This window comes from Algoriphagus confluentis (assembly GCF_036245625.1).
In the GTDB taxonomy this organism is placed as follows: Bacteria; Bacteroidota; Bacteroidia; order Cytophagales; family Cyclobacteriaceae; genus Algoriphagus; species Algoriphagus confluentis.
The window spans coordinates 124,836-148,902 of sequence record NZ_BTPD01000003.1; the positions used below are offsets into that span (position 1 = coordinate 124,836).

General features: G+C 43.7%; 20 protein-coding genes, 2 tRNA genes and 1 riboswitch. Of the genes, 13 read left to right on the forward strand and 9 right to left on the reverse strand.

Annotated elements, in window-relative coordinates:
* Nucleotides 1–17: 17 nt before the first annotated feature.
* The 4 genes from AAA943_RS05260 to AAA943_RS05275 form a co-directional block, all read right to left on the reverse strand.
* A complete protein-coding gene (locus tag AAA943_RS05260; RefSeq protein WP_338223183.1) occupies nt 18–299 on the reverse strand; it encodes a hypothetical protein in 282 nt (93 codons plus the stop codon).
* Nucleotides 299–1,375 (reverse strand): nucleotidyl transferase AbiEii/AbiGii toxin family protein, encoded by a 1,077-nt coding sequence (locus AAA943_RS05265; RefSeq protein ID WP_338223184.1) that lies wholly within the window; start codon nt 1,373–1,375, stop codon nt 299–301. The genes AAA943_RS05260 and AAA943_RS05265 overlap by 1 nt, the downstream gene beginning before the upstream one ends.
* Entirely contained in the window at nt 1,375–2,169 is a 795-nt protein-coding gene (locus tag AAA943_RS05270; protein WP_338223417.1) for a DUF6577 family protein, read from the reverse strand. Before AAA943_RS05270 ends, AAA943_RS05265 begins: the two co-directional genes overlap by 1 nt.
* 244 nt (nt 2,170–2,413) lie before the next feature.
* Nucleotides 2,414–3,865: an amidohydrolase gene (locus tag AAA943_RS05275; protein WP_338223185.1), complete on the reverse strand. Its 1,452-nt coding sequence runs from the start codon at nt 3,863–3,865 to the stop codon at nt 2,414–2,416.
* Between the two features lie 186 nt (nt 3,866–4,051).
* Between AAA943_RS05275 and AAA943_RS05280 the strand changes: the two genes are divergently transcribed.
* The 7 genes from AAA943_RS05280 to AAA943_RS05310 all read left to right on the forward strand — a co-directional run bounded on the left by AAA943_RS05280 (nt 4,052) and on the right by AAA943_RS05310 (nt 8,454).
* On the forward strand, nt 4,052–4,729 hold the full coding sequence (locus tag AAA943_RS05280) for a 6-phosphogluconolactonase (RefSeq protein ID WP_338223186.1): 678 nt from the start codon (nt 4,052–4,054) through the stop codon (nt 4,727–4,729).
* Nucleotides 4,730–4,863: 134 nt separating this feature from the next.
* Nucleotides 4,864–4,937, forward strand: a tRNA-Asp gene (locus tag AAA943_RS05285).
* Between the two features lie 28 nt (nt 4,938–4,965).
* Nucleotides 4,966–5,039 (forward strand) — tRNA-Asp (locus AAA943_RS05290).
* A gap of 136 nt (nt 5,040–5,175) precedes the next feature.
* Nucleotides 5,176–6,123 carry an acetyl-CoA carboxylase carboxyltransferase subunit alpha gene (locus AAA943_RS05295; RefSeq protein WP_338218852.1) on the forward strand — a complete coding sequence of 316 codons (948 nt, stop codon included), beginning with the start codon at nt 5,176–5,178 and terminating at the stop codon, nt 6,121–6,123.
* Between the two features lie 135 nt (nt 6,124–6,258).
* Entirely contained in the window at nt 6,259–7,098 is an 840-nt protein-coding gene (locus AAA943_RS05300) for an MBL fold metallo-hydrolase (protein WP_338223187.1), read from the forward strand.
* On the forward strand, nt 7,088–7,897 hold the full coding sequence (locus AAA943_RS05305; RefSeq protein ID WP_338223188.1) for a patatin-like phospholipase family protein: 810 nt from the start codon (nt 7,088–7,090) through the stop codon (nt 7,895–7,897). Before AAA943_RS05300 ends, AAA943_RS05305 begins: the two co-directional genes overlap by 11 nt.
* A complete protein-coding gene (locus tag AAA943_RS05310; protein ID WP_338223189.1) occupies nt 7,894–8,454 on the forward strand; it encodes a 1-acyl-sn-glycerol-3-phosphate acyltransferase in 561 nt (186 codons plus the stop codon). Before AAA943_RS05305 ends, AAA943_RS05310 begins: the two co-directional genes overlap by 4 nt.
* 154 nt (nt 8,455–8,608) lie before the next feature.
* On the opposite strand, the gene AAA943_RS05315 is transcribed toward AAA943_RS05310, so the two are convergent.
* The 4 genes from AAA943_RS05315 to aceK form a co-directional block, all read right to left on the reverse strand.
* Nucleotides 8,609–9,823, reverse strand: coding sequence for an ATP-grasp domain-containing protein (locus tag AAA943_RS05315; RefSeq protein ID WP_338223190.1), 1,215 nt, complete (start codon nt 9,821–9,823; stop codon nt 8,609–8,611).
* A 4-nt stretch (nt 9,824–9,827) separates the two neighbouring features.
* Nucleotides 9,828–11,249, reverse strand: a complete 1,422-nt coding sequence (locus AAA943_RS05320) for a leucyl aminopeptidase family protein (protein ID WP_338223191.1) — start codon at nt 11,247–11,249, stop codon at nt 9,828–9,830.
* Between the two features lie 19 nt (nt 11,250–11,268).
* Nucleotides 11,269–12,390, reverse strand: coding sequence for an alpha/beta hydrolase (locus AAA943_RS05325; protein WP_338223192.1), 1,122 nt, complete (start codon nt 12,388–12,390; stop codon nt 11,269–11,271).
* 117 nt (nt 12,391–12,507) lie between these two features.
* Nucleotides 12,508–14,232, reverse strand: coding sequence for a bifunctional isocitrate dehydrogenase kinase/phosphatase (gene aceK / locus AAA943_RS05330; protein ID WP_338223193.1), 1,725 nt, complete (start codon nt 14,230–14,232; stop codon nt 12,508–12,510).
* A 540-nt stretch (nt 14,233–14,772) separates the two neighbouring features.
* On the opposite strand from aceK, the gene AAA943_RS05335 reads away from it, so the two are divergent.
* Genes AAA943_RS05335 through AAA943_RS05350 form a run of 4 tightly spaced genes read left to right on the forward strand, consistent with a single transcriptional unit; the run spans nt 14,773 to nt 17,623 of the window.
* Nucleotides 14,773–15,453, forward strand: coding sequence for a hypothetical protein (locus AAA943_RS05335; protein WP_338223194.1), 681 nt, complete (start codon nt 14,773–14,775; stop codon nt 15,451–15,453).
* A complete protein-coding gene (locus AAA943_RS05340) occupies nt 15,443–16,081 on the forward strand; it encodes an NUDIX hydrolase (protein ID WP_338223195.1) in 639 nt (212 codons plus the stop codon). The genes AAA943_RS05335 and AAA943_RS05340 overlap by 11 nt, the downstream gene beginning before the upstream one ends.
* A 55-nt stretch (nt 16,082–16,136) precedes the next feature.
* Nucleotides 16,137–17,390 (forward strand): DUF819 family protein, encoded by a 1,254-nt coding sequence (locus tag AAA943_RS05345; RefSeq protein WP_338223196.1) that lies wholly within the window; start codon nt 16,137–16,139, stop codon nt 17,388–17,390.
* Nucleotides 17,390–17,623: a (2Fe-2S) ferredoxin domain-containing protein gene (locus AAA943_RS05350; RefSeq protein WP_338223197.1), complete on the forward strand. Its 234-nt coding sequence runs from the start codon at nt 17,390–17,392 to the stop codon at nt 17,621–17,623. The genes AAA943_RS05345 and AAA943_RS05350 overlap by 1 nt, the downstream gene beginning before the upstream one ends.
* 17 nt (nt 17,624–17,640) lie before the next feature.
* Here AAA943_RS05350 and AAA943_RS05355 read toward each other — a convergent pair whose 3' ends face one another.
* Nucleotides 17,641–17,961 (reverse strand): YbjQ family protein, encoded by a 321-nt coding sequence (locus AAA943_RS05355; protein WP_338223198.1) that lies wholly within the window; start codon nt 17,959–17,961, stop codon nt 17,641–17,643.
* A 200-nt stretch (nt 17,962–18,161) separates the two neighbouring features.
* Here AAA943_RS05355 and AAA943_RS05360 point away from each other — a divergent pair, with 200 nt between their 5' ends.
* Together AAA943_RS05360 and AAA943_RS05365 are read left to right on the forward strand one after the other, a co-directional pair.
* Nucleotides 18,162–22,463, forward strand: coding sequence for a PAS domain S-box protein (locus AAA943_RS05360; protein WP_338223199.1), 4,302 nt, complete (start codon nt 18,162–18,164; stop codon nt 22,461–22,463).
* 60 nt (nt 22,464–22,523) lie between these two features.
* Nucleotides 22,524–23,840 carry a hypothetical protein gene (locus tag AAA943_RS05365; RefSeq protein ID WP_338223200.1) on the forward strand — a complete coding sequence of 439 codons (1,317 nt, stop codon included), beginning with the start codon at nt 22,524–22,526 and terminating at the stop codon, nt 23,838–23,840.
* 84 nt (nt 23,841–23,924) lie between these two features.
* A riboswitch (SAM riboswitch) is annotated at nt 23,925–24,024 on the forward strand.
* Nucleotides 24,025–24,067: the final 43 nt, after the last annotated feature.

Below are 24,067 nucleotides of genomic sequence, written 5' to 3' on the forward strand. Positions count from 1 at the left end.
GTAGGATTTGATACGCCTCAAGTCACCGGAATTGAATTGATCTTGGAAATTAAATTCAAGTCCACCGTAAATTCCGGTTTTTTTGGGTTCTTCCATTTATAATCTGCCGTAAAAAGCTTTCTCAGCGGTTTGAATTCCTCATCCTGCTTAATTTTTGTTTCGAAAATTCTTAACAGAAGAAGTTCAATGATATATTCGACCCGCTGCACAGGCGTGCCTGCCGGCCGCAATTTATTGTGCAGCTTCTTGAGCGCGTTATTCGTTTTATTATCTGCGTAATGTACTGTTGACCTTCCCATTAATTCTGTTTTCCTCGGTTTAATTCAGATATTTTATACCAGTAGAAAAATGCCTCTGGATTTGATTTTTTAAGCCTATTAAGCCTTAGCCAAAAAGGTTCCCCAATGACCCAATCTTTCATGATTTTGGGATCACCGTATTTTTCAATAGCTCCTTCTTTCGCTTTTATTACTGTTGCTATGTATGCGGCTTTTGATGCAGCAATTATTGCTTTGTCGATGTGAAAAGTTTCTGAGAAAATAAACCTTGAAACTCGTTGGATTCCCGTTTGCAATTGTTCAAAATCACCATTGCCGGCAGCACCTCTGCTTACAATGCATAATGATGTCTGGTAGATATCTTCTAGAACATCTTCTACTGTTTTTCCTGATTGATCTCTGTAGACAAGTTCCGTTGATGCGAATGACTCAAAAGTACTTTTGACCAAATCAACGTCCTCTGAAATATCAATCAAGTTTCCCACGTCATAGAGTTGTTTAAGTATTTCCATACTAATGCTAGTTTTACCTTTGAAGTATGGAATACCCATGGTATTTGGTGCGAAGGCGGTTAGCTTATCTCCAAGAATATCCTCTTTTGAAGGTACTTTGACAGAGATTGGCTCACCTTCTGATATGATGAATTTTGAATCGACTGGGATTTGATTGATTTTTTGATATCCAATTTTTTCAAAAAGTATATCTAATAAAATACTTTCCTCTTCGGCTTGTGTTTGATGAATGGGTTTGTAAAAGAATTTATAATGAGCTTTCTGGATATTGGTTGCAGCTTTTCTTTCCTGAAGTTCAAACCTTGTAAATCCTTGTGATTCTAGTAAGTCATTAAAGATTTTCTCCAAATCAGTCGGTTCTTTTTCTATAATTATATCAATGTCTATGGATAGTCTTTTTGAAGAATCCAGTATCAGCATCAAAGCTGTTCCTCCTTTGAAAACAAAATCCAATTTCTGCTTTGCTAATCCTTCAAGGAGAAGTAGTGCTCGAATTACCTTTTCAATCAATATCTTATCAGCCTTTCTGTTGGCTGTAGACACTTTAGTTATCCAATCTATGTGTAGCGAATCTTTGCTTATCATTACCTCAAATTATTGGCAGCAAATTCTTTTTGCTGCCGATATTTAGAAATTTCATTTAAATAGTTATCCAGTTCTGGTTTCTTTCTTCTTCTACTGGCATATCTGAGCATCTTACTTTCACTGATTGCGTATTTCTCGAATGATTCTTTAAAAATTTGATCCATTTCAGACCCTTGTTGTGCACTAAATATTATTGGGTCACAAAAAATGTCAACCAGCATTTTTTCAATTGTTATAGTTGAGATCCCATTGAGTTCTTGTGTTGGTGCTTCAGAAACAAGAGGTTTTACAATCCAAGGTTCCTTTTCATCAATTAGGTATCTTCTGATTAATTCAGGTGAGGGATCCAAATAAACAGACATATTTCTGTCTTTTAGGAAATAGAATAAACTTTCCATTCCATCCTTTTCCACTTCTATAAGTTGGTAGAATCTACCGGGTTGATGAAGCATGAACTCGTTTATTACTGAAGTGCTCCAAATGCAGATTGAAATAAAAGGGAACTCTGCGTTGAGTTTTTTGAATAGTGAAACTTGCTTGGTTGTTAATTCCGGATAGTAAGTCCTTCCAGTGCCAAGACTGAATTTTCCACGTCCAATTCTGGTAAGAATTCCATCTTGAACAAGATGATAGATTCTCCAATTAATAGTAGTTTTCTTTACATCTGGTTCTTTTGAACGGTAGAACTCAGTTAATTCACTGGTAGAGAACCTTGTATGCTCACGGAATTGATTCCTCAGATCGTCAATATGTAGTTTATCCTGTGCGATTTCTAAGAGTTTTAGTCCAAATATATAAAACTATATTTCGGCATCAAAGTTTATTTGCTGCCGATAATTAGATTTTGTATGTGGAAGGGAAATTTTAGCTCTTTTGGGTTTTTAGGGTTGGGGTGGCGGTGGTAAAAACTAAATGTGCTAAAATTTGCGGTGGCTTCTTCAGCATGACATACAACCTTTGTGTTTGCGAAACTAGTTTCGCAAGGCACGCTTATTTGGATGCCTTACGCAGTAAGTTGCGGGTATTTCCGAATTAACCTCAGTATCCTGCATTCAAAGGCGGAGGACCGTCAGGGATAATTCCCTTGTACACATAGTCCCCTTTTTTCTCTTTGAATTCCGCTTTGATTTCGGTCCTTAGGCTTTCATTCTGATACAAATCCACCATAGTCATGGCCAAAGCTTTGGCTGCATAGGCCATCCCTTTGTGCCCGATGGACATTCCCCCTGAGGCCACTACCGCCCAGGAATGCCAAGGAGTACCATTGGGAGCGGTGGTCGCACTCATGCGGATAGTCGGTACCACCCAGCTGACATCGCCCACATCCGTACTTCCTCCCATACTGTGCTCCAAGGTTTCTTTCATGGGTTTGATTTCTGAGACCAGCCCGATTTGGGGTTTGCCGGTGGCTTCTTGGATCTTTTTGGCAAAGTCCTGTTCCTCTTCCGAGTAGGAGATAGGACCCAAAGCCTCCAGGTTGGCCTGCATTACTGCAGAACCGGTTCGGTTGACCAGGATCTCATGTACTCCGGAGACCAGCGTGACTTTATGGGTTACGTTGGCCATAATGGCCGCTCCTTCGGACATTTTTTCCACTTGCTTCCATACCGGCATCAGTCCTTCCCGAGAAGTGTCCCGAACCCTAACCCATAGTCTGCTGTAATCAGGAACCACATTGACGACTTGGCCGCCATCCTGAATATGGTAGTGGATCCGTACCGTTGGCTTGATATGCTCCCGATAGTAATTGATTCCTGCGGTGTAGAGCTCCAAGGCATCTGAGGCAGAGCGACCGTTCCAAGGATCTCCGGAAGCATGGGCTGCCTGCCCATTAAACTCCACGATGAAATCCACCAAGGCCAAGCCTTTTTGAACATCCGTTTCCGTCTCATCACCGGGATGCCAATCCATCATGATATCTACATCATCCATGATTCCGGATCGGATCATCCAGAGTTTGCCGAAGTATTTTTCTTCGGCCGGTGTCCCGTAAAAGCGAATCGTGCCCTTAAGCTTACCTTCGGCAATCATATCCTTGATCACCCCCGCAGCGCTGAGAGAGGCGACACCAAACAAATTATGCCCACATCCATGACCCGGAGCCCCTTCGTTGAGCGGACTTTTGAAAGGAACCTTGTTTTGGGACAATCCGGGAAGGGCATCAAATTCTCCCATGATGCCGATGATCGGTGAGCCCGAACCGTATTCTGCCATAAAAGCCGTGGGAATTTCTCCTACTCCCCGGGTGACTTTGAAGCCCAACTCCTCTGCATAGGCCGAAAGGGCCGCTGCGGATTGGGTTTCATGGAAAGCAGTCTCCTCGAAAGCCCAGATTTTGTCACTGAGTTCGGTCATTTCAGCAAATCTCGATTCGATGGTTTGCTGGACTTCCTGTTTGAGCGGATTGGGTTTGGGGTTTGCTTTTTGGGCAAAAGAGGGAGAAATTAAAAGACAAAGCGCGGTGGCAATTCCAAGGCTAATGGTTTTCATGTATATGTCGGTGGTTTTTTCACCGAAAAGATAAGGAATGATTTTAAATTTTATGACTCGGGATGAAGTCTTGAAGCTATTTTTGAAGATGAGGTTGGCCTTTTAGAAAAAGCATAGAAAATATTTCCTTTACTTGCTACAAAAAGTACCCCGATGAATTTTCACTATTTCCCGGATTTTAAATCCATGAGCCAGAAAGGCTTTGAACTGGTCAAAAAAGAAATCGATCAGAAGCCTAATCTTCTTTTTTGCGTAGCGAGTGGGGGCTCACCCTCGGGACTTTATGCCGAAATGGTGGCTGAAAGGGCTATAAACCCTGGTTTTTGCAAAGAACTTCGCGTGATCAAGTTGGATGAATGGGGTGGCTTGGAAGAGGGCTCTACCTTCACTTCCGAGCTCGATGTGCAGACCAAGTTTGTCCAACCCATGGGTATAGCTCCTGATCGATATTGGACTGTAAATCCCTTTACTTTGGATCCTCATGGGGATTGTGAGCAAATGGAAAATGTCCTCCAAAATGAAGGTCCTTTGGATATCTGTATTTTGGGAATTGGGGTCAATGGTCATATCGCGCTCAATGAACCGGGAGATCAGTTGACACCTCACTTTCACGTATGCCGATTGGCAGAAAGTACACTGAACAATGGCATGATTAAGACACTCAAGCAGCCTCCGACTTTTGGGATGACTATGGGACTGGGCAATATTCTTCAGTCCAAAAAGATTATTTTGTTTATCTCCGGTTCAGGAAAAAAGGAGGCATTTGAGCACTTGAAGGTTCCGGAGATCAGTACACAATTTCCTGCTTCATTCCTTTGGATGCACGGGAATGTAGAGGTTTTGGTGGATAGTAGTGTGGTCTAGGGTGGCGGAACCAAAGAAATTATTTCTTTGAAAAAGAATGAGATAATCGAATCGGAATAAAAAAATCGAATTTGGTTCTTGCTGTTCATTTTCATTTTTCTACCTTTGCACCACTTCAAAAGCGAAGGGAAAACGGAGTGGTAGTTCAGCTGGTTAGAATGCCTGCCTGTCACGCAGGAGGTCGCGGGTTCGAGTCCCGTCCATTCCGCAAGAAATTAAAAAAAGTTAAACCATTAGGAGTGGTAGTTCAGCTGGTTAGAATGCCTGCCTGTCACGCAGGAGGTCGCGGGTTCGAGTCCCGTCCATTCCGCACAAAGCCTTAGAGAGATCTAAGGCTTTTTTGTTTTTTGAAGGATTTGAATTCAATTTCAAGCCCAATTCCAAGGCTGCGTTTTGCAGTCGATAAACAGATTCCCTTATCTTTGCTTTTCTCAAAAACCAATCAAATGGTATTAGAATTCGAAAAACCCATTGCTGATTTAGAGCAAAAACTACAGGAGATGAAAGAGTTGGCCAAGGGCCGAAATATCGATTTGAGTTCCGATATTGAGTCTTTGGAAGAAAAAATCCTTGCATTGAAAAAAGAGACTTTTGACAATTTGACCCGATGGCAGCGTGTTCAGCTATCCCGTCATGCAGACAGGCCCTATGCCCTCGACTATATCTACGAGATCACGAATGACTTTATCGAGCTGCACGGTGACCGTACCGTAAAAGATGACAAAGCGATGATCGGTGGACTTGGAGATATCGATGGCCGTACGGTCATGTTTATCGGACAGCAAAAAGGCCGCAATACCAAGCAGCGTCAGGAGCGGAACTTTGGGATGGCCAATCCGGAAGGATACAGAAAGGCCCTCAGACTGATGAAAATGGCTGAGAAATTCGGAAAGCCCATCGTGACTCTGATTGATACTCCGGGTGCTTTTCCGGGATTGGAAGCGGAGGAAAGAGGACAGGGAGAAGCCATTGCTAGAAACCTCAAAGAGATGTTTATGCTGAAGGTTCCCGTCATCTGTATCATTATCGGAGAGGGTGCTTCCGGTGGTGCTTTGGGTATCGCAGTGGGAGATCGCGTATTTATGTTGGAAAATACCTGGTATTCCGTCATCTCTCCTGAATCCTGTTCGTCCATTCTTTGGAGATCCTGGGATTACAAAGAGCAGGCAGCCGAAGCTTTGAAGCTTACCGCTAAGGATATGAAAGCCAACGGTTTGGTGGATGATATTATCCCGGAGCCACTTGGAGGAGCGCACAAAGACCTGAAATGGATGGCCAAAACCATTAAAGAGGCCATAATTCAGTCCCTTAAAGAGCTGGATAAAATCAAACCTGAGAAGCGAATTGAGCAAAGAATCGAGAAGTTTTGCTCCATGGGCGTGGTCGAGGAGTAAGGTCTTACACCGTAGATTGAAAGCTTAAAATCGCTAAGCTGTTAAGAAAAAGATAAAACCAAAAAGCAATCTGTCCTCCCTGGAAAAGGTTGCTTTTTGGCTTTTTAGCCCGTTCACTAACCAAGAATAACCCAAATGGAATTATATACAATCAATACCGGATTTTTCAAGTTGGATGGAGGAGCGATGTTTGGGGTCGTTCCCAAGACACTCTGGTCCCGGACCAACGCTGCCGACGAAAAAAATCTTTGCACTTGGGCCATGCGCTGTCTGCTGGCAGTAGAAGGCAACCGGGTCGTTTTAATCGACAATGGAATCGGGGACAAGCAGGATGCCAAGTTTTTTTCTCATTACTACCTGCATGGGGAAGATTCCCTGGACAAAAGCCTAAAGCAACTGGGAGTTCTCCCAACCGATATAACGGATATGTTTCTGACCCACCTGCATTTCGATCATTGTGGGGGAGGGGTTCGCTATGGCTCTCATGGGCAAGACGAATTGACCTTTCCTAGGGCTACCTATTGGTCCAATTCGGATCATTGGCATTGGGCGACCCAACCCAATCCCAGGGAAAAAGCCTCTTTCTTAGCTGAAAACATCCTTCCAATGCAGGATCATGGGGTGTTGAAGTTTATCGATTTGGAGAAAAAGTCACTTTTCGAGGGATTTGATGTGATCACAGCAGACGGACACACCGATAAGCAAATGCTTCCAAAAATGAAGTACAAAGGTCACACGGTAGTATTTATGGCGGATTTGCTTCCTTCTGTGGGACATATTCCTCTGTCCTACGTGATGGGATACGATACCCGGCCGCTTCTTACACTTTCTGAAAAGCAGGTATTTTTGGAGGAAGCAGCAAGGGAAAAGTATGTGCTGTTTTTGGAGCATGATCCGGTAAATGAATGCTGCACCGTGAAAATGACTGAAAAAGGAGTACGTTTGGATCAAACTTTCCGACTTGATGAGCTCTAATCTACGCATAGGTCTTGCCCTTTCCGGAGGCGGTGTCCGGGGTATTTCTCATTTGGGTGTACTTAAAGCACTCAATGAGGTAGGGATTTTTCCCACAAAAATCACCGGAAGCTCGGCCGGGGCGATAGCCGGAGCGATGTACTGTCAGGGCTATCGGCCTGAGGAAGTTTTGAAGATCATTGTGGAGACCAATTACTTCAAGTTTATGCGTCCTGCCATTTCTTGGAAAGGAATCCTGAAAATGGAGTCCGTGGGTAATCTTTTCAAGATTTATTTGCCTCATGACGATTTTTCTCAGCTAAAAACCCCTTTGGCAGTAGCAGCTACTGATATCCGAAAAGGAAAAGTGGTCTATTTCGATGAAGGGGAATTGATCAAGCCAATCATGGCTTCTGCCTGCATCCCGGGCATGTTTGAACCGATCCAGATTGGGAACAAATACCTCGTGGATGGGGGAGTACTGAACAATCTTCCTGTTGAGCCTTTGGACGGAACCTGTGATTTTGTAATCGGGGTCAACTGCAATCATCTTCCTGAGGAGAGCAATATCAAAAACATGAAAAATCTCATCGAACGCTCTGTGATCATGACGATGAACTACAATGTCTACAGCCGAAAGGCCAAATGTGACTATTTTATAGAAGCTCCCGGCTTGGGAAAATATGGGGTGTTTGATATCAAAAAAGCTCCTGAACTCTTTCAGGCGGGTTACGACATTGCCATGAAACTGGTTGAGGAAAACCCGGGTATTTTGGAATTGGCCAATTTTCCGAAATCTCAAAAAGAAAAAGCGCTATGATGAAGTTATTTTCCAGATTTATCTTTTGGATATCAGGCTGGAGTCTGAATGCCAATTGGCCAAAAGGTTTGAAAAAAGCGGTTTTGATTGCTATACCCCATACTTCCAACTGGGATATCCTCTACGCCAGAGCTGCTTTTTATTTGATGGATATTCCGGTCCGATTTACCATCAAGAAGGAAGTCATGGTGGGGCCTTTAGGTTGGATTCTTTCCGGTTTGGGAGCTATTCCCATAGACCGAAAAAGAATACCCGGAGGAAGAAAGCAAACCTACACAGAGGCGATGACTCAAATGCTTAAGGAGGGAGATGAGCTGGTAATCATGGTCACTCCTGAAGGCACGAGAAAAGCGGTAAAGAAATGGAAAACAGGGTTTTACCATACCGCTCTTGGAGCAAATGTTCCCATTGTCGTAGGTTATTTGGATTACAAAAAAAAGGAGGCAGGCATCGGTCCTGTGATCTACCCCAACGGAGAAATGGATGCCCAAATCGAGGAAATGAAAGATTTTGGTAGGACGGTGACCGGCAAGCATCCCGAGAAAGGGATTATTTAAAAAGCGAAGAGGCTGTCGCATAAATTGTATCGTTGTCAGCCTGAGCGGAGTCGAAGGCAATTTCAAGCTTTCCGGACGACCTTTCGATTTCGGGACTCTCGTCTCTCAAATACTCAATTTGACAAACTTCACTTTTTAGACAACCTTTTGATTTTCAATGAAACTTTTTCACCTCAGGTGCCGCCGCTGAGGTTGAAAATTCCCGGGCAAAACGGTCTGCATAGCTATCTAAGAGCTGCATGACTCTATCTTGTTTGGGAGATTTGACGATGAGTCCAGCATGGTAATCCAGGGGTACTCGGAAGCATACCTCAGGATCATCAAATCCGCTCAAATCAGGGTGTTCAAAAGGGGATAAAGTAAGGATGATTCCCGCATATCCTTTTTTGACTTTGGGAAGCTGGTATTTCTGCCCTTTGGCTACTGCATCTTCAATTTTGGCCCACTCTGCCCAAAGATTGACATCCGTGGCTGCTTCTACCATTTCGGCCAAGTGCGCACCTCCCACTCGTGAGGCTGTTTCAAGAAAATAGATCTCCCCATCTTCGCGACATTTGATGAATTCGGTATGGGAAGCTCCATTTTTCAAGCCAAAGGCTTTCATGATTTGATCATTTACTTTGCGGATAGCCTTATCGTCCTCAGAACCATACTTAATATTGGCTGAGCGGAAAATACCTCCTCCCTGAGAGATTTCCATAGGAGTGGCCAGGTATCTTGAAACTGTGAGAAATAAGTTTTTGCCGTCCACTTGCAGTCCATCCGCATGATAGACATCTCCAGGCTTGAACTGCTCCACGAGGTAATAAACCCGGTTTTCGCCCAATTCATCGATTTTTTGCCAAAGGGTATCCTTGTCGTGAACTTTGATAATCCCATGAGCGGAAGCCTCAGATCGGGGTTTCAGAACCCAAGGAGCAGGCACCGTGTCGGCAAAATGGTTGATGTCTTCATTGTTGAAAAGGGAGGAAAAGGCAGGGACCCGGATTCCCGCATCTTTGGCACGCATCCGCATGGCCAACTTGTCCCGGAAATACCTTCCTGTGGTCTGACCCATGCCGGGAATTCTCAGATTTTCTCTCAGGAAGGCGGCTTTTTCCACATCGTAGTCATCCAAGGCAATGATCGCTTCGATCTTGTGATCTTTCATCAATCCGCCCACTCCTTTGAGCAAAAGATCCATATCCCAGTCCAAATCCTGTCCGGGCATGTAAAATACCTCATCAATGTATTCAAAAGCCCAAGGTTTGTCCCTGAGTTGTTCTGTAGTGACCAAAAAGACACGATTGCCTTGTTTTTTGAGGGCTGTCAGAAATGCATTTCCCTTGAAGTAATTGGAAATGCAGAGAAAAGTCTTGGAAGTATCCATGTTCTTAAAGCTGCTTTTGGATAAACTTAAGCAATAAATTCACACCAAATGCAGACCCCGTTTTGGTTTTTGCAAATTCAGTATCGGTAAAGGAAACGCCCGCAATATCCAAATGAGCCCATGAGGGATGCTCATGAGTGAAGGCCTGGAGGAATTTGGCGGCGGTAATGGCTCCGGCAAAGGGTTTTCCATGGTAATTTCGAATATCCGCAATTTCCGAATCCATTTCCCTTGCATAGACCTCCCAAAGCGGTAGAGGCCAGGACTTTTCTCCGATTTCTTCTCCTGCCTCTTGAAGTCCATGGGAAAGTCCTCCATCATTGGAGAATAGAGCGGCACTTTCGTAGCCAAAGGTACCGATACTGCTCCCTGTCAGTGTGGCCAAATCGATCAGATGGTCAGGTTTGTAATTTTTGACCAGATAGGAAAGTCCGTCTGCCAAAATCAAACGACCCTCTGCATCGGTATCCACCACCTCTATGCTTAATCCTGCATGGCTCCCAATCACTTCGGAAGGCAAGTAGGCATCCTTATCAATGGCGTTTTCCACCGCAGGTACTATGGTTGTAAGCTGGATAGGTAGTCGAAGCTCTGCGACAAGCTGTGTAGTGGCTAGCACAGCTGCTGCACCACCCATGTCGGATTTCATGTGGTGCATTCCCTGGGTCTTGATATTCAGACCGCCGGTATCAAAAGTGACTCCCTTGCCCACCAGTCCGAGGTGAAACTTAGCCTTGGGGTGCCGGTATTCCAATATGATGAATTTGGGCTCTTTGGCTGATCCTCTGCCTACTGCCAGGAAAGCTTCCAATCCCTCGGATTTAGCTCTTTTCGGATCAAAAATCTTTACTCCCAAGTTGAGTCTTTTCGCTAGGTTTTTTGCCCAATCCGCAAGATTGGGAGGAGTAATTTTGTTGGGAGGAAGATCGACGAGGCGAAATGCTTCCATTTTGGCTTCGGCTATTTTTTGGGCTGAGAAAGCAAGGTCTTTTGCAGAAGTAGAGGAGGTCCGGATTCCAACTTTATGCTTTTTGAAGTCCTTGGGCTCCTCTTTTTTAAAAAAACCAAGGGAATAAGTGCCCAATTGTAACCCTACCAAAGCGGCTTCTATAAGGTCTTCTGAAATACCATTTGGAAAGTCGACGTAGGTTTCTTTAGTTATCAGAGAAGCATGTTTGGAAAATACTCTTCGAAAGGTGTTTTCAGCCTGTTTGTAATCTGGAGTTTTACCCAACCCAAGAAGAAGAACAAGCTGATTTTCTTGGTTTAAAGTGAAATGCGTGTCTTTTTTGCCGGAGAAAAGAGCGCTGGGAATGACTACACCCGGAAGTTTTTCTTCTAAGGTTTGCTCAAGTTCATTTTCTAAAAAAGGAATCACCCTCAGGCCGGATTCGGTGAAGGTTTTGGGGTTGAGTTTGAATTGCATGCGAAAATTAGTTTGGAGCTTACTCCGGTTTATCACTGTAAAATAGCCATTCGATGGCTTTGGGAAACTCATCACTCCAGTAGGATTCGTTGTGTTTTCCCTGTTCATTGATCGAAAGGCGGACTTTCATCTTGCCTTTGAGACTTTCCCTTTTGAGAAGACGCTTGCGGAACTTTAAGACATGGTCTACCATGGTTTCGCTTTCGTCCCCTCCTGCATAGAGATAGATTCGGGTATCCTGGGGTTCGAAAATATCTAAAAAACCCAGTTTGATTTTAGGAATTACCCAAAGGGAAGGAGAGAAAATCATCAGCTTTCCGAAAACCTCCGGATACATCAATCCGGAAAAGATACTGACCAAGCCTCCCATAGAACTCCCTCCGATTCCGGTGAATTCGCGTTCGGGTTGGGTTCTGTAGGTTTTGTCCACAAAAGGCTTGAGCGTGTCCACTACAAAGCGAATATATTGCTTGCCGCTGCCGTGCCCCAGAAGGGTTTTGCCTACATTGTATTCTTGAACCCGCTCAGATTCTCCATGCTCCACAGCTATGATGATGATCTTTCCAATGCCATAATCGGACATGACGGCGAGTTTTTTGTCTATCTGCCAGTTACCGAATTCTGCATTTTCATTGAAGAGGTTTTGAGCATCCTGAAGGTAAAGTACAGGATAATGCTCATCACTGCTGTCGTAATCATGCGGCAAAAGGGCCCAAACTTTCCTTTTGGTGTTGAGTTGGGGGATTTCAAATTCCTCGGACATGAGATGAATCTGAGGAAGCTGTGAAGGGCGATAGGGAAGCCAGTTTTTTCTCCATTTGGCCACTTTTTCCACTTTCACTTTGGATTGGTCTTTCCAATGCCGATTTGGGGTCCGGTTGCCATATCGGTCGATTTCTACCTCCGACCAATCCCCCTTGGTAAACTTGTAAATCAACTCCTCCGGAAGGTCCAAATGATCGGGAAAGGAAAACTCATATTTACCTTTTTCCACCTTATGCATTTTGAACCGGAAGTCCTGCGTTGCCCAATTGTTAAAATTACCGGAAAGGTAGACAGGCCTATCGTCATCCTCCGGTGTATGGAGAATTATTTTTTTGGTGGTGAGGGTAGAAGAGGGTGAAGAAGTTTCGGTAAGCATGGGTCGTGGTGATTCTTTGAAGAACCCGTAATCCCAAAAGTAAGTTTTGCCGAGGTAAGAATGAAATAAACTTGAGTTATTGCCCTTTTCCTGCAATTATTTTTCCACCAAGGAGATCTAATCCCGCTCTTGTGGCCGAAAACGGATTTCTTCAGGATAGGGAAAGGCATGAATCAGCTCACCCTGTGCGATCCTTTCTTTGAGTGAATTCCAGTATGCAGGGTCAAAAAGTTGGGGATGATAGTCTAGAAAATGAGGACGAAGATCTTCTCTTCCAATCATCCATCGCTTAAAATCCTCAGGGAAAACGTCGTTTTTATGGATTTCATACCAAGGTTCTGCCGCATAGATTTGCTCGTAGGTTTCTGCTTTGGGCTTTTCCCTGAAATTCATGTCTTCCAGAAATTCAATCTCATCGTAATCGTAGAAAATCACCCTTTTCTGCCGGGTGAGGCCAAAGTTTTTGGTCATCATGTCCCCTGGGAAAATATTGGCTTGAGCCAACTGCAAAATCGCTCTTCCATAATCTTCTACTGCTTTTTTCCCAGCCTCTGTGCTGCAGGCCTCCAGATAAATATTGAGAGGAATCAATCTCCTTTCCGTATACAGGTGTTTGATAATCAGGTAGTCATCTGAAATCTTTAAAAGAGAATTGGTCGTATTTCTCAATTCCTGCATCAATTCTTTGCTGACTCGGGAAAGAGGAATTTTGAAATGCTCAAATTCGTGGGTATCGGCCATTCGGCCCACTCGATCATGAAGAGAGACGAGCTTGTATTTTTCCCGGACTTCCTGCCGGGTCATGTTTTTTGGCGGCTCAAAATGGTCCTTGATTAGTTTGAAAACGATGTTTAATGAGGGTAAGGTGAAAACTGTCATTACCATTCCTTTGATTCCTGGAGCGATTTCAAACTGATCTTCTGTTTTTCCAAGATGATTCAAAAAGTCCCTGTAAAAGAGGGTTTTCCCATGCTTGTTGAACCCGATTGCATTATATAATTCATGGATGTGTTTGTGAGGAATCACTGAAATCAAAAATCCGATCACCTGAGAAGGAATCTCCACATTGACCATGAAATAGGACCGGGTAAAGCTGAACAAGTGGCTCATTAAATGCGGGTCAAAAATCAGGGTATCTACAAAAATTCCCTTTGGCCCATGTAGAAAAGGAATGATAAAGGGCATCCATTTGCCTCCGACATAAGTTCTGCCAATCAGGTAGGCAGCTTTGTTGCGATAAAAGACTGACTTGAGAATTTGTGTCTTTGCGTCAGCAGCTACCTGATATCGACTGAGGATGACATCTTTGACCGCCTGAATCAAAAACTGAATGTCTTGCTCTTTGTCCAAAAAAGGAGCTCCCAAATGGTAATCCTCCAAAATCTGCCGAATAATGGGCTCTAATCCCATTTTGGCGGGGTAGGTATTGAGCAGTGGCGAGTTTTCTTGGAAATCATAGGAGATTTCCGGCGCCTGCACATACATCAACTCCTCGTCCAAAAAATTGTCAGGGAAGGTTTTTCGAAAAACAGAATTGAAGAAGGTCTCCGCCAGTTCAGAATCGGGTCTGTCTTGAATCATGAGTTGATATTCTGCTCGAATCAAAGACCAGATTTCTCGATTGGTACTGTCCGGACCAAGCATCTCCTGAAATATTGTGATCAGATGGGAAAGGAGGTCTTTGTATAAGCGCAGTCGCTGTCGGTGATTGAGCTGCATAGCCGTCCAGTTTCTTTGAGCGAAGTAAAGTGGAGCCAGTCGGGTGTAGGTATTGAAAGTTTCTATGTAGGTGCAGTAACCTTCATGGATTTTTTTGGCAAGGGGTAGGGCGCGTTGGGGCATAGAAAATTTGGCAATCCTGTGGAATTTGAGATTTTTTAGGGGAAAGGAAAATTTTTTTTCAGGAAAAAAACTTGATTATCTGTGATTTAGGTTGAAAAATACAACACCGAATAAAATTTTGAATATTTTTCGCAATCGATTGTTTGGACAGAATAAAAACATTTTATACTTTTCGCAGGTATTCATGAATTGAATATCTACAATAGGTTTAATAGGTTTGAGAGCAGGAAAAGGCCGAAGTCATATTTCGGCCTTTTTTATTTGTCTGTCTGAATTTTTTGTGGAAAATCCAATTCTGTTCAGACAGCGGTCCCGGATACTGAAGGAAATTTTCATTTCAAATCACAAAGATCTTTTTTCACTTAATCTGAATAAAAGGAGAATTTTTGGTCCTTGATGCCATCTAGGCTTATTTTTGAAAAAGAAAAATGGCTTTATTTTCAACAAATGGCCTTGTGAGTGAGGTTTTTAGGAGTTGATCATTTTCTGAAGTTTGTTTTTTCCCAATCCTAGCTTAGTTTCATATTTCAACTGGAACCCATGAAAGGATCTTTCAAGTATTTTGGAGCGCTACTAATCGGTATTTTTTCGATGGCCTGTGAACGGGGGGAGACCACTGCTGAAGGTTCAGTAGTAGGAGAAAATAGGGAAGAAGACTTGAGCAGCCTGCTGGACAAAATTGATACGGTATTGATGGCCAAAACCGCTTGGACTTCACATTGGGCGGGTATCCTTGGACAGATGAGTGGGGAGGACTTTGATCTGATTTTGTCCGACTCTATTGATCCGATGGAAATGCCCGAAGCCAACCCGATCAAGCAGGGAGATCCCCTGTTTCCTTATCAGTTTATTCATCCCGACGGAAAGGGTACCATCGATATCTATCAATACAAGGTAGAGGCGCAGGAGATTTTGGACCAACCCTTTCTCAATCCTGACTCCGAAGTGATTTGGTATCGGGCGGATGGCATGAAGGAAAGGTTGCTATTTATGGGACCTTCGGGAATGTTTGAGGACGGATATTGGCTCAATGACGATGAATTTGTGGTGTTGGGGTATTTTGAGGAGGAACAGGGCTTCCGTCCGATGGTATGGTTACTGGATGTGAAAGATCATCGATTGAGGCAGTTTAGGCTCAATAAAGGGACAGCTGACTACCTTCCGGAATCGTATCTGGACCAGAAGTTAAAAGCCGTGGATTTGACTTCAAATGGAATTTGAGAAACTGATTTTACTCCTGGAGAATCGGCTCAGATTACCTCTACCCGGAAAAGAAGCCCATCTTCAGATGGCACCTCATCCGATAAATTTGAAAAGGTTTGACCCTAACCTTCCTTCCAATCACCGGAAAAGCGGCGTGTTGCTTTTATTCTATCCTATTGAGGGATTGGCTTATTTCCCCCTGATTAAAAGACCTCAATATCCGGGAGTCCACGGAGGGCAAGTGGCCCTGCCCGGGGGAAAGATGGATCCGGAAGATTTGAATGTCATTCAAACAGCCCTTCGCGAAGCTGAGGAGGAGATTGGTGTTTCTAGAAGTACCATCGAGGTGCTGGGACAAATGAGTGATTTGTATATCCCGGCCAGTAATTTTCTGGTCAGTCCTACGGTCGGATTTGTTTCTTCAGTTCCGGATTTTGTCCCTGAGGTGAAAGAAGTCGACAGGATCATTTCTTTTTCTTTATCGGGCTTTATGGATGAGAATATCCGAAAACAGACCCTGCTCGACCTTGGTTCGGGAATTCGTTTGGATACCCCATACTTTGCTATCGACGGAGAAATAGTTTGGGGGGCTACGGCCATGATATTGAATGAGCTCAGCCGAATTTTGGAAGATCATCCGCTTTGATTTGGGGAAATCAGGGTTTTTTGGGTATTGTTGCAAACCGCGAAGCAATTAAATTATGGAGGAATCAGAGCCTTTATTCAGCAATGATGCAGTCGTTTTTGGACTGTTGGCAGTGACATTGGCATTTGTCTTTGCCACTTCAGCAAGCAAGCATCCATTCTGGCAAAAATTTTATAAATACGTTCCCACCGTTCTGCTTTGCTACTTTATTCCGGCTGTATTCAATTCTTTAGGGATAATTTCAGGCGAAAAGTCTCAGCTTTACTTTGTGGCCTCCCGGTATTTGCTTCCTGCATCTTTGGTCTTATTTACCATCAGTATTGACTTGAAGGGCATTTTGAAGTTGGGACCCAAGGCTTTGACCATGTTTTTGGCTGGTTCTTTGGGAATCATGCTGGGAGGACCCTTAGCTTTACTGACGGTAGGGGTGATGTTTCCGGATATTTATGCCGGCAGCGGTCCGGATGAGTTATGGAGAGGGTTATCCACCATCGCGGGGAGTTGGATTGGTGGGGGTGCCAATCAGACCGCGATGCTGGAAGTTTTCGGAGCTAGTCCTGCTTTGTTTGGTCAGATGATTGCCGTGGATGTCTTGGTTGCCAATTTTTGGATGGCATTTTTGTTGTATTGGGCAGCCAAGCCTGAAAAATTGGACAGGCTCCTGAAATCAGACAATTCTGCCATTTACGAGCTAAGGGATCGGATTACCAAATTCCGGGAAGGAATCATGCGGATCCCAAGTTTGGGCGATACCATGAAAATTATAGGAGTGGGTTTTGGAGTCACAGGGATTTCCCACTTGTGTGCGGATTTTCTGGGGCCTTGGTTTGGAGAAAATTACCCTGAATTGGATCAGTATTCCTTGAATTCCACCTTTTTCTGGATTGTTGTCGTGGCCACCACGCTTGGATTGATTCTTTCGTTTACTCGGGCGAGAAATTTGGAAGGGGCAGGAGCTTCCCGAATGGGCTCGGTGCTTTTGTATGTTTTGGTAGCAACGATAGGAGCTCAGATGGACCTGGGAGCTGTTTTGGACAATCCCGTGTTCTTTTTGGTGGGGATATTTTGGATGATTTTTCATATCCTGATTATGGGGTTTGTGGCTTGGCTGATCAGGGCCCCTTTCTTCTATGTGGCGGTGGGGTCTCAGGCCAATGTGGGAGGAGCAGCTTCCGCACCGATAGTAGCAGGAGCATTTGATGCCTCTCTGGCACCGGTCGGAGTTCTCTTGGCTGTTTTGGGCTATGCTGTGGGTACTTATGGCGCCTACCTGAGTGGATTGATGATGCAAGCCGTATCGAGTTGGTAATGAAATACAATCGAAAACTTGTGTTGGTCTGCACCGGGAAAGACTGCAAAAGTGAAGGTGCAAAAAGACTCCAAAAGGAGCTATCTCATGACCCAGCTTTGAAAGGCAAATGCAAATGGATAAAAACCAAATGCTTGGATCACTGCAAGTCAGCCCCGGTAGTGGTGGTAGGTGACTTTTTTTGCAAAAAAGCAACCGTCCAGAAAGTGTCAGAGTTAATTAAAAAGTCCTGATCTACAGGACTTTTTGTTTATTTCTTTAGAACCTTGACTGCAGTGCCACTGACAGTCACCATGAGCATTCCCTCCCGGATGGTCTCATAGTCCAAGTCAATGCCCACTACGGCATTGGCGCCAAAAGCTCTCGCTTGCATTTCCATTTCCGCCATGGCCGTTCCTTTGGCCTCCCGGAGTACTTTTTCGTAAGCGGATGATCGGCCGCCGACGATGTCGGTAATACTGGCAAAAAAATCCTTGAAGATGTTGGCACCGATGATGGTCTCTCCGGTGACTACCCCCAAGTATTGCTCGATTTGATATCCTTCTAGATTTGGTGTGGTTGAAATAATCATAAAACTGGATTTTAAGAGTGAATTAGTGCATTAGCTGGTTCAATTCTCTAAAAATAGGGCTTATGGTCCGGAAATTCATGAAATAAATCATTCTTTATCTTTGGAAATTATTGACAAAAACGTGTTAGTTTTCAATCTTTTCTCTTTAGACTAGGAGTTGAAAAAATGAAAATAATTCAGGAAAGGTGCCGATATAAACTATGATTTCATTCCAGCAATTTGATATTTCTCATTTTCTCAATGAACTGGACGAGCCCATCCTTCTTTTGGATGCTGAGGAAATTTTATATTTCAACGCTTATTATCTAAATCATTTTCAGCCGTTAGATGAAAACTGGAGGGAATATTTTGATTCTCCAGCAACGATTGAGGCCTTATCGACCTTTTTTGCCACCGGGAAAAGCTCCTTAGTCAAGCAAATCTCCATGATCAAGAATAAAGCGGGAGAGAGTCAGCCTGTGGAATGGTCATTTTATCCCTTGCCTTCTTCCTACACCTCCCACTTTCTAATTGCCAAAGGCATTCCTCTCCGGAAGGATTCCGAAAGGCTGCATGAAATCAATCGCAAATCTTCCCAAAGGGAAGAATTTATGCAAAGTATCCTGAATAACAGCTATGATTTGATAGCTATTTTGGATGAAGAAGGGCGATACAAATTCATCAGTGATTCGGTTTCTGAGAAATTGGGCTTTCCTCCGGAAAGTATTCTTGGCAAAAGCTACTTGGACTGGATAGCCAAAGGGTCTATTGAAATGGTCAAGGGCAACTTTGAGGACGTTTTGAAATCCAAGGATAAAGAAGTACCCATCGACTTTTGGGTAAAATTGCCCAGCGGAAAACGGGTATATCTGGAAAGTTTTGCAAAAAACTTATTGGACCACCCGGATATTCAGGGGATCATGTTTAGCTCAAGAGACATCACCGAGTTTATCGAAACGGAGCGGTCTTTGACCCGAAGATTTGATATCGAAAACCTGATCAATCAAGTGTCCTCCCAAATGATCAGCTCTAATTTGGCAGATCTTGAAGAACAACTTGATATAGCCTTGGAGAAGTTTGGGCAGTTTTTCAACGCACAGGAGGCTGAAGTAGTCATAATCAATAAAGAAACCAAAGAGCTGGAAATCATCAGTTCATGGACAGCCGGTGAAGAAACGACACCCATAGCTGAAGGTCCCCGATATTTTTCCCTGCTCAATTCGGTGAAAAATGATTTGGAAAAAGGAAAGGTGAAGCTTTCTTCTTTTCCCTCAAAATCACCAACACGAGAGGGTGATAATCAATTTGAAATCATATTTATTCCTCTGCTATCAGAAGAAAAGTTATTGGGTCTTGTCCAGTTTGAAATTGAGCAATTCTCTTTTCCTATTATTGAAAAGGAAATCCAGGTACTCCGTCAGTTGGGTGATATTATTGCCGGGGCTTACCTGGGCAATTTGATTTTGAGGAAGCTGGAGCGAAATGAAAATCTCCTTGCATCCACAGAAGTATTGTCCAAATCGGGTTCTTGGCGGTACAGTGCATTTAAAGACAAGTTTTATTTTTCGGCTGGGTTTTCTCAGCTTTTGGAGATTGGGGACAAGTCCCAATACGTGGATGCTGCATTTCTCCTTTATAAAATTGACAAACCCTTTCGGGAGGGGTTTATTCAGGACCTTAAAAAAGCCTCCACCGAACTCACTCAATGCTCCGGAGAATTTACCATTACCAAAGAAGGAAGTCCACCGAGATATTTTCATTATGAAATAGTCGGGAAAAAAGAGTACCTCTCTCAAGGGTTGGAGGTATATGGGTTTTGTAGTGATATCACCCAAAAGAGAATTTCAGACACTAATCTCAGGCTCCAATCCCAAATTCTGGCACAGGTAGTCGACCCGATTTTGGTAGTCAATGAAGACATGGAGGTCATTTACCTCAATGAAGCCGCTGTCCAACTCTGCTGCCCGGATACGGCCAGAGGATTTAAAGGAAAAATTGAGGATTTGATTGATTTTGGATGGAAATCCGGGGAGAAACTGATCCACTTTATCCAGAATTTGAACGTTGGAGAGGTCTGGAAAACAGAACGCCATTTGGCCACGGTGCATACTTCCTCCTCTCCCTTTGAAGTTTCGGCAAGAGCCATTCATGCGGAGAGCGAAGAAAAAATCGGGTATTCTCTTATTCTCAGAAACCTAGAAGAAAAGTTTAAATCTGAGCAGATCGCACAAAGAGCACGCTTGATCGTGGAGAATAGTCCGGCGGTATTGTTCCGGGTGAATCCGTCAAAAAATTATAAAATCAAGTATATCTCCCAGAATATCAGTCGATTTGGGTATGATGCGGAAGAGTTGGTGGAAAATGGAGTTTCCTTTCTGGACCTGATTTACCCCCAGGATTTGGATCAATTACTGAAGAAGGCCAAAGTATCCCAAGATGAGATGGGGGGACTTGCTTTTTCCGGTGAATACCGAATCGTCAAACCAGACGGTACCCTGGTGTGGGTTGAAGACCGCACCTCCGAGGTATATGATGAATTGGGGGAAGTCTACCTTCATGAGGGGCTATTCCAGGATATTTCAGACAGGAAGAATTTTGAAATGATCCAGGAAAGAAGGGATAGACAGTATCGAATATTGGCTTCCAACATTCCCGATACCAATATTTTTCTTTTGGACAAGGACAGAAGATACATCCTTGCCGAAGGAACAAATTTTGAAAAATGGGGACTAAAAAAGGAAGATTTTGAAGGAAAATATCTCAAAGATTTCCAACTGACTCAATACGAGCAGGTCAATGAAATATTGAACAGAGTCTACGAAAATCAGGAAATCGTTGAGTCTGAATTCTTCTTGAAGGACAGGTATTATCAGCGGATTATCAGACCTATTGTGGAGAACGGAAAAGTGGAGTTTGCCCTTTCCATCGTCCGGGATATTCATTCGGAATACCAAGCCAAAATCAATCTCAAACAATCAGAGGAAAAATACAGAAGACTGGTGGAGGAATCTACGGAAATCATATTTTCCCTTTCTGAAGCATATCTCCTTCATTATGTTTCTCCAAACGTAAACCAGTTTTTGGGCTACGATTCGGAGGAAGTGATAGGAAGAAGCATTTTCGAATTCATTCATTTGGATGACTTGGATGTGTTTCAGAAAATGATTAGTGAGACTAAGGATTTTCTGGCGAAAAATCAGTTTTTGGAATTCAGACTCCGGCACAAAAACGGTGAGTACCGGGTGTTTAATTCCAACGGCAAACTCATTGAAGACAAGCAGGGAATTCATCGATACTATACCGGGGTGGCTCGGGACATTTCCAAACTGAAAGAAGCGCAGAAAGAACTCTTCATCGCCAAAGAAAAAGCAGAACTTGCCTCTCAGGCAAAATCCCAATTCCTTTCGGTCATGAGTCATGAAATCCGGACTCCGATGAATGCAGTAATCGGTTTGGCCCATTTTCTAATGGAGGAAGACCCCCGTCCGGATCAATTGGAGAATCTGAAAACACTCCAATTCTCCGCAGAGAACCTGATGGCACTGATCAACGATATTCTGGATTACAATAAGATTGATTCCGGTAAAGTCGAATTGGAAAAGGCTCCTTTTGAAATCCGAAACATGGTACACCGGATCGTCCATTCTCATAGCTTTTTAGCTAATGAAAAGGGGCTGAAAATTTCCTGTGAAGTGGATGAATCTATTCCTCAGGTGATTTACGGAGATGCGCTCCGCTTGGGTCAGGTGATGAACAATCTAGTTTCTAATGCAATCAAGTTTACTGAAAAAGGGTTTGTCAGAATCCAAATTTCAAGAGAGTTTGTCCAAGACAACATCACAGAGATCAAATTCTCATTTGAGGACACGGGAATTGGAATACCCAAAGACAAAGTCAAAACGATCTTTGAGGCATTTACTCAAGCCTCATCGAGTACCAGCCGAAAATATGGAGGTACAGGGCTGGGTTTAGCCATTGTAAAGCGCCTGGTTGAACTGTTTGGAGGCGAGATTAAAGTCCATTCCCGGTCGGGTGGAGGAAGTGTCTTTGAATTTACCATTCCGTTTGAATTTGACGACGAAAGGGCCAAGGCTTTGGAGAAGACCTTGATTCAGAATCAACGATCGCTTCAACATGCCTCTATTTTGGTCGCTGAGGACAATTCGGTCAATCAGATTTTGATTCGGAAATTCTTGACCAAATGGAATACGGGAAGCTGGATCATTGCGGCAGATGGAAAAGAAGCGCTTCAAGCCTTCGAAAACGGGGATTTTGATTTGGTTTTGTTGGATTTGCAGATGCCTGAATTGGACGGGTTTGAAGTCGCTAGAATAATTAGGGGCCTTGCCCACGAAAGAAAATCCAAAGTTCCCATTTTGGCATTGACGGCAGCATCCATCAATGAAATCAAAGATGAGTTGGCTGTAGCCGGATTCAACGACTATATTCCCAAACCTTTTTCACCTGAAGGGCTCTATGAAAAAATTTTCAAGTATCTCAATACAAAAGAAAACCTCGAATGAAGGGTTTAGCATAAATTTTGCCATCCTGCTGGCTGATTTAAATCTTGACCTTTCTGTTTCATGTCTACCTTAGTTAGGATTTTTCTTACTACCCTGTTTGTTGGTTGTCTTGGAAGTTCTTTCTCCCAAGAATTGATCAATAAGCGACCCACATTTTATGCTTACTCGGGCTTTTCGGGAGCTAATCTTACCCAGTTTAATCAAATGCTGAATGAAAGAGGTCTGTCCTCTTTGAGAAATAGGTATTCCAGTATCGGATTGGGGTACCAGACCAGAATCAATGATTTTGTGCTGGGGTTTGATCTGGGACAGCATACAGGGAAAGCAAGTCAGCTGGACGATATGCGGATTAGGTACCGGACTACCCGGGCTCTTCTGAATATAGGCTATTCGATGACGGAAGAGGGCAGGTTTCAATTGATCCACTACTTGGGCTTGGGTTTTGGTTTCATGAACTTTCAGATGCTCCCAGAGGAGCAGGATCGAAATCTTGAGCTATTTCTTCTTGATTCCCAGCAGGGATTTATCCTTCGGAAAAACGATATCCATCAGGGAACTTCTCAATTTGGCAACTTCCTGACCGAAATCGGCTTTCAGCTGAGTTATGACTTTCCTATTCCGGGAAGAAAAGAAGCACTTCAGGTTATGGCGAGGGGAGGTTATTCTTTCAGCCCGATCGAAAACTCCTGGAATATGAATGGGATAGCTTTTGACAATGCCCAGTCAGGTGCTTTTATCCGGGTCGGGGCCGGGATTTCACTTCCTGAACGCAATTTCTTTTATAAAGATGCTACTATAGGAATTTCTTTGGTGCGGGGGGTTCACAATACCAAGCCTGACGCACTGAACGGCTACCTTGAATCCTTTGGCTATCAGCCCTTGGAAGGAAAACCCTCCAATTGGGGGTTGAGAATCCTGGGTGATACCGAAGGATTGCTCTACGGAGTGGACGTATTTAATCTTGCGATGAGTGGACAAGCGAGCAATTTTCAAGAACATAGCCTGAATAGTGTTCGGGTCTACGCCAATGGAGGCTTTAAACTGATTCAATTTGAGAATTTTGCATTGGGGGCATTGGGAGGTCTGGGTTACGGCAATCTTCGATATACACTAAGCGATGTAAACAAACCGGATTTTCCAGAACTTTTGGAAGATCGATATTTTGACGGATATCTCCGAAGCTCAGGAGTCATGATCAAGCCCGAAGTTTTTTTGGAGTATGGATTGCCTCTTACCAAAAGAAAGCTTTTTGACTTGGTGTTTTCAGCTTCCGCCGGATATGAGTTGGCTTTTCCGGGATATAGTCTTGGAGAGATCTCTATGAATCAATACATGTCAGGAAGCTACCTGCTTTTTGGAATAGGGGTTCGGCCTTAGTTGAGATAAAGTTGAATTCTGTTTTTATCCAAGTTTTACTTCCTTCAGTTGATTGGAATTCCCTTTTTGCTGTTATTTTTGTCCAGCTTATCGAGAAAGACCGAGGGAAGGGCCCTACGACGTCTTAGCAACCTGATAACAAGGTGCTAACTCCCATTCCGGATATGCCGGAAGAAGATGAGCGGAAAAGAATACCTCTCCGTACTTTTCTCCGTGTTTTGCTCGAT